The sequence below is a fragment of the Arthrobacter sp. Dra40 genome (assembly GCF_059091905.1).
Genome location: NZ_JBNHHB010000306.1, coordinates 1 through 4,924 on the forward strand (window position 1 = coordinate 1; position 4,924 = coordinate 4,924).

A 4,924-nucleotide genomic window follows, 5' to 3' on the forward strand; every position below is an offset into this window, starting at 1 on the left:
GACCCGACAGGATCAGCGAAGAACCGACAGACGGCGGCGAACTCTCCAAAGCGTGTTTTTAGTCCACGTCCGGCGCTGCTTCCCGGGGGTGAAGTTCAAGTCGACTCAAGCCCATTCGACGTTCTCGTTCGGATGCCGGACGGAGCGCCTGGCAAAGTTGAGTTGACCATCATGATGGACAAGGCCACGCGGTCGATCATCTCCACAGGTATCAAGAAGAAGAACACGGGCACCGACGTGGCAGCGATGCTTGCTGACGCTTTGACACCTCCACCACTGCGCCCAACCGGAGTCCCGGCAATCGACACTTGGCGTCTAAGGCGCATGGAACTCCCGTGGGCTAAACACCTGACTATTGATGAGAAGGCCGACCTTGACACCTCGAGGCCGGCCATGGCAATCCATCGCCTAATGACCGATAACGGTATGGACTACCGTTCCCACGTAGTGGAGGCCGCGTGCGTGCAGCTGGGAATTATCCTTACCCGTTCGGCCGTACGAACTCCAACAGACAAAGCCATGGTCGAGCGTGCTTTCCATACGATTAAGACCAGGTTTGTGATGCTCCTTCCCGGCCAGACCGGCGGCAACGTTGAGGCTCGCGGTGTCCACCCCGAACGCGAGAATCTCCTTGACGTAGAGGAACTGATTTGGCTCTTCGATGCATGGGTTGCCCAGGTATGGCAGAACAGCCCGATGGAGGGACTTCGCGACCCGCGTCATCCAGCTGCGCCGCCACTAAGCCCGAACGCCATGTATGCGGCCATGTTCCCATTCGTCGGCTACGTGCCGATGCCCCTGAGCGAACGGGATTATATCTCTCTCATGCCCGTCGAACACCGCACCATCCAAAAGGATGGCATTGAATTCGGACGACGGACCTACGACTCGCCTGCGCTTGCGCCATACAGAATGCGCTCTTCAAAATCACCAGGTCAGAAGAAGTACGAAATCCACTACCAACCTACCGACCCCAGCCGAATCTGGGTCTACATCGACCAGATCGACGAGCACATTCCCTGTGACTGGCGCGATCGACGCGTCGATACGCCGCACTCGCGACGAATGTGGGATGTGGCCGCTCAAATGCGGAACAACTTTCGCCCTTTGGACCTAGAGCAGGGCCTCGACGAAACCATGTCCATGATCGAGCGGGCACAACGGCAATGGAAGCAGGAGGAGACAAAAAGAGAGCGGGTTGCGTTAGCTAAGCACCTCGACGAAGTACAGGGCCGCACGGCTCTAGGAGGCCGTTCTTTAGTTACCGAGCGAGAGGCGGACGGGTTTGTCAACGATCCCGATGCTGAGGGGCAAGGCTGGACACTCGACGAATGGGAACCCGAGGAAGCGTATGGCATCGAAAAGGACACGTGACGGTGGCTAAGTACCGCAAACGTTTACGCACTGGCGGTGATCTCTCCCATTATCTGGGGTATCTAACCTGGGCGCAGTCCCAGCGTGAGACGGTGCACATGCCCCCCGCCGAAGCAGTACTCTCTATGACACCTCAAGAGCGGCGAGTTTACGATGATGAGCGGCAGGTTTACCTTTCCCGGGGAATGACGGTAGCCACCAAGACCATCCAAGATCTCGACACGGCAGTCGTCGAGCAGATGGATGCCAACTTTGCCAGACGTGGCGGCGGGCACGGTATTTTCCTCTCTGCAGCATCCGGGACGGGCAAGACTACATCCCTGCATCGTGTACTCGGTTCCGTGCTTACGGATCTTCAAGAAGAAGACCCCGGGTTGCTCGGGCGGGGGGAGGTCCCCGTTGGATATGTGTGCATCCCTGCGCTGGGAACCCCCAGATCCATCTACCAAGTTCTTGCCGATTACCTCGGCATCGACTACACGATTGGTGTCACAGAAGCCGAGCTTTCCACCATGGTTCGCAACGGGATCAATCTCGCACGGATGGAACTGCTCGCAATCGATGAAGTGCAGAACCTCGACAACGCTGCCAATGCAGGATCGGTCGCGGACGCTCTCAGGCGGATTGGAGATGATGTGGATGCCACCATTATCTTGGCTGGGATCGATCTCGAGCACACATCTATAACAACCGGGCACCGAGGTGCGCAAATCGCCAACCGGTACCGCCGGGTTAAGGTCTATGACTACACGGACTGTTCACAAGGCGACTGGAAAAGGAGTTGGATCAGTCTGGTGGGCGGCATGGCCGAGGCTCTGCCGCTCCACGCGAGCGATTCGAAAGAGATAGTGAAACTCGCCCCACTCCTGTTCCGGATCTCCCACGGCTCGGTCGGGATGCTCAACTCGGCACTGACCCAAGTTGCCCGACGGAAGATAGCGGAAGGAATCCTCGAAAATGAACTGATAACCGCAAACGACCTCGAACATGTCGCCGTCACTTTGCAGTCCGAGCGGCACCAGATTCGGCAAGACCCGCGAAAATCGGCGCCGCAAGTGATGGCGGCCGAACCGGAGGCTGGATTCCAAACTCGACGGAGGATGGCGCGTGCCTGACACTCGGACCCTCTTGGCCCCGCTCCTTTTCCCGGAGCCCGTTAAGGGGGAAACGCCGGCCAGCTTCGCGCGCCGACTAGAGGACCGGCTGGGTGCCCGCCATGGGTTCTACCTAAGTAAGGCTCGGTCTGAACTACGACGGCAAGGCATTACACAACCGACAGTAGCGAGGCTTTACGAGCAACTCGCGGACCTCCTGCGAGAACGCTGCGGACTGCCGGATGATCATTTCGAGTCCGGGCTCTGGGACACTACGCAGGCTTGGTTTTCGTGCCCCGAGTGCGGACCCCTCGTGGAACTCGACGCGCGCAAGGCAAATTGGGTATGCCAGCAACATAGGTTGTGGACTGGACCGATCACGGTTTCGCCGCATGATCGGTTAGATCCCGCGCTTCCAGGACTCTTGCACGGGGGCTGCGTGAAAGGGAACGTCGCGGTCGCCGCGGCTGGCCTTCCGCAGTCAGGACACTCGCAGTCCGATCTTGGAACTGAGTGCGTGCGACGAGCCGTCTCTATACGATCCCACGGATCTCGCGACCCTGAACCTGACGACCTTCCCGTGGCCGAGGTGCTCCTGCTTGTGATGCTCAACTCGGAAACCCTGAATGACATTCTGGGCGCCCGCGGCACCGGGGGCGGATACCAGCATGTGCACAATCGGGTCACGGAGGCCGCAGCAAAATCGTGTCTCGCACTTACCGGATCGCAGCTGAGCGAGTTGACAGACCAGGCGTGGCTAATGCTTCGGCCAACTGTAGTCTTCGGGCGGATAGCAGGCGGTAAAGATGTCCCGGTCGATGATCTACGCCCTGTCGTTTTGCCGCCTACGGCCCGTGCAACTCACGAGTGCGTGCCGTCGGAGTGGTTCGATCACGTCAGGACAGTACGCGACGACGTCACGTGGTGGGTCGATCGATTTGTGGTGCGCGCCGCAGGAGGCATTAGCGGCAGCAGCGCCTGGATGTTGCTGTGTCCCTCCGGACATTGCCTCCACGACAGCCCGTCCAGAGTGCGGAGGTACCAGGATCAGGAGTTCCACTGCACCGTATGTGCTGGATCTCGCGCAGTCGAGGGCATCACCTCTCTGGCGGACACAGACCCTGTACTCGCCACGCAGTGGGACCTGCAACGAAACGGTGATCTGACTGCAGGTATGGTTCTTCGCGGTTCGGGGACAAAGGCTTGGTGGAACTGCGCCGAGGGCCACACGTGGCAAGCCACTGTTGCCAACCGTGCACTAAATAACTCTGGGTGCCCGTACTGCGGTCAAAGGACTGTCCTTCCGGGTTTCAACGATTTAGCGACGACCCACCCAGAGCTGACTAAGTTCTGGGATCCGCAGTTCGATCAGAAGCAAGCACACCAAGTATCTGCAGGGAACACAAAGACGTCCCTCCATCTGCTCTGCCCGGCAGGTCACCGCTTCGTCCGGACGCCAGCCGTCCTAGTACGGCACTCCTTTTGTCCGGTATGTGAAGGTCGGAGGGTGGCGGCAGGCGAGAACGATCTGGCGACGACACATCCTGAAGTGGCTTCGTGGTGGCACCCGTCAAAGAACGGATCCTTGCAAGCTACCCATATAAAAGCGGGCTCGATGAAACGTGTCTGGTGGATGTGCCCGGAAGGGCATGAATTCGAGCAACAGATTTATTACCGAGCCAGGCAGCAGAAACTACGGTGCCCCGCTGAAACAGGGCACCTTGTCGTGCCCGGACTCAATGACCTTCAGACCAGGTATCCGCGACTAGCCATCGACTGGGACCAAGAACGCAACGGTATTGCCGCAAGTGAAATGGTCCCGGGCGCCAAGAGACATTGGTGGACCTGCAAGCGTGCCCACTCGCAGCATATGCAGGTCCGCAATCGCATTCGCGCCGGTGGATGCACCGCGTGCCCCCTGAAGATCGCGTCTCAATCCCTGCAAGCGGCTTCCTCCACGGTCGACAAGGCTGGGACAAACGTCTCGAGGATTCCCCGACGGCGGCCCCGTAGTTTCCTTACGGAACAGTTAGTCAGGATTGGGACGCACTAATTGTGGTGGCGGGCGTACTGCCTCGCTCGTCGATGACGGTCCAGCGTCGATGACGCGCAACGCCGAATTGCCTGGCAACATTGGTGCCACCAGCACGCTAACTCTCCAACAGGTCGGCGGTTGCCCGCAGCCACCGCGCGACGACCTCGGCGCGAACGTCCGCGCGGATCACGCGTTCGACGTCGGATGGCGAGTCGGCCGCATCCGTTAGCACCAAAGGAGGAGGAGCTGCACGCCAACGGGGCCACCGTTGAGGACGCTGTGTACCCGGCTACCGTTTCGCTGGCCAAGATCGGCGGCAACAATGGCCGCTACGTCACCGTCCCCCAGTCCTCCATCGAGAAGGTCGACCCGGCGGACGTCCTGAAGTAAGCCACACACTGGAGGAGGGGCGGAGCCAAGC

At 59.6% G+C, this 4,924-nt stretch carries 3 protein-coding genes; all 3 read left to right on the top strand.

Annotated elements, in window-relative coordinates:
* Positions 1–1,374, top strand: a 1,374-nt coding sequence (locus tag AC5RWT_RS34470; protein WP_494084148.1) for a transposase, incomplete at its 5' end; no start/stop codon positions are given.
* Positions 1,371–2,489: an ATP-binding protein gene (locus tag AC5RWT_RS34475; protein ID WP_494084149.1), complete on the top strand. Its 1,119-nt coding sequence runs from the start codon at positions 1,371–1,373 to the stop codon at positions 2,487–2,489. The genes AC5RWT_RS34470 and AC5RWT_RS34475, both read left to right, overlap by 4 nt.
* 961 nt (positions 2,490–3,450) lie before the next feature.
* Entirely contained in the window at positions 3,451–4,521 is a 1,071-nt protein-coding gene (locus AC5RWT_RS34480) for a zinc-ribbon domain-containing protein (RefSeq protein ID WP_494084150.1), read from the top strand.
* The last annotated feature ends 403 nt before the right edge of the window (positions 4,522–4,924 follow it).